At 35.2% G+C, this 1,643-nt stretch carries 1 protein-coding gene; it reads left to right on the top strand.

Annotated features, from left to right (window positions below):
• The coding region (locus tag ABID23_RS07920) for a type ISP restriction/modification enzyme (RefSeq protein WP_354190948.1) at positions 1-1,614 on the top strand (1,614 nt) is incomplete at its 5' end.
• Between the last annotated feature and the right edge of the window lie 29 nt (positions 1,615-1,643).

Genomic DNA, 1,643 nt, shown 5'->3' with positions numbered 1-1,643 from the left:
GAATTTAGCAGCCTTTATATTTTCCATTTACGAGGAAATGCGCGGACTTCTGGAGAACAACGGAAGAAAGAAAGTGGTGGAATTTTTGGTGAAGGTTCTCGTGCCCCTATAGCGATTTCTATTTTGGTTAAAAATCCAAATGCGCAACAGCATGGTAAGATATATTTTCGTGATATTGGAGATTATCTCACAAGAGAAAAAAAGCTTAAGACAATTAAAAAATTTAGGAGCATTGATGGCATTACACGGAGCAAAAAAGGTTGGCAAATAATTACACCAGATAAGCATGGTGATTGGATAAATCAACGTGATGACAGTTTCAAGACATTCCTAGCTTTAGGTGATAAGAAACCTCATGGTAAAAAACTGTTTGAGACTTATTCTTGTGGTCTAAAAACCAATCGTGATGCTTGGGCATATAACTCAAGCCGTGAAATTTTAGCAAAAAATATGAATAATATGATTACCTTCTATAATAGCGAGGTAGAACGTTTTAATAATAGGTATCCACATATTGACCGTAAAACACTTACAAAAGTTGTAGATAATTTTGTTAATGCGGATGAAAGGAAAATCAGTTGGAGTCTTAATCTTAAAAAACATTTAACTACAGGAAAGATTTTTGAGTTTGAAAATGAATGCCTTGCTCAAAGTTTCTACCGTCCTTTTACACAACAATGGCTTTATTATAATCGTGCCTTTAACGAAATGATTGCCCAAATTCCATGTATATTTCCTATAGGTGAAGTGATTGAAAATAAAGTGATACAAATTACAGGTACGGGAGCAATGAAGGAGTTTTCTGTCTTGATGACTAAGACTGTGCCTGATTTTCATGCAATAGATACTAGTCAATGCTTTCCACGCTATATTTACGAAGATACTACGGTATCAAAAAATAAAAGTGAGAAACAATCCCATTTATTTACAGAAGAAAGCAAAACAGCTGGTTTACAAAAGCGTGATGCCATTACGGATGAAGGTCTAGATCATTTTAAAGCGGCTTATCCTAATGAAACCATAACAAAAGATGATTTGTTCTATTATGTTTACGGTCTTTTGCATTCGGAAGATTACCGTACCCGTTATACTGATAACCTCTCTAAAGAACTGCCTCGTATCCCTTGTGTAAAAACTGCTGATGATTTTTGGAAGTTTGTAACAGCAGGGCGTGAACTCGGTCATTTGCACGTAAACTATGAAACTGTAGAACCTTATCCAGTCACATTTAAAAAGGGTAATCCAAAACAAACAGAGATCTCTAATCCCGAAAAATTCTATTATGTAACTGAAATGAAATTCTCAAAAGCAGGTAAAGAGAAAGATAAATCAACAGTTATTTACAATAGCAATATCACAATAACAGATATTCCTCTTGAAGCTTATGAGTATATCGTCAATGGCAAACCCGCTCTTGAATGGGTTATGGGGCGTCAATGCGTTAAAACTGATAAGAAGAGCGGCATTGTGAATGATGCTAATCGCTATGCTGTTGAAACCGTTGGCAACCCTGCCTACCCTCTAGAGTTGTTTCAAAGGGTTATTACTGTAAGTTTAGAAACCATGAAAATCGTTAAGAACTTACCAAAATTAGAAATAAGAGAAACTGAATAACTTATAAAGCATGCTCACATAATGGGTAT

It is taken from the genome of Bartonella silvatica (genome assembly GCF_040545155.1).
In the GTDB taxonomy this organism is placed as follows: Bacteria; Pseudomonadota; Alphaproteobacteria; order Rhizobiales; family Rhizobiaceae; genus Bartonella; species Bartonella silvatica.
Note: the sequence above shows the minus strand (reverse complement) of the source record. Positions and strands in the feature narration are given on the sequence as shown.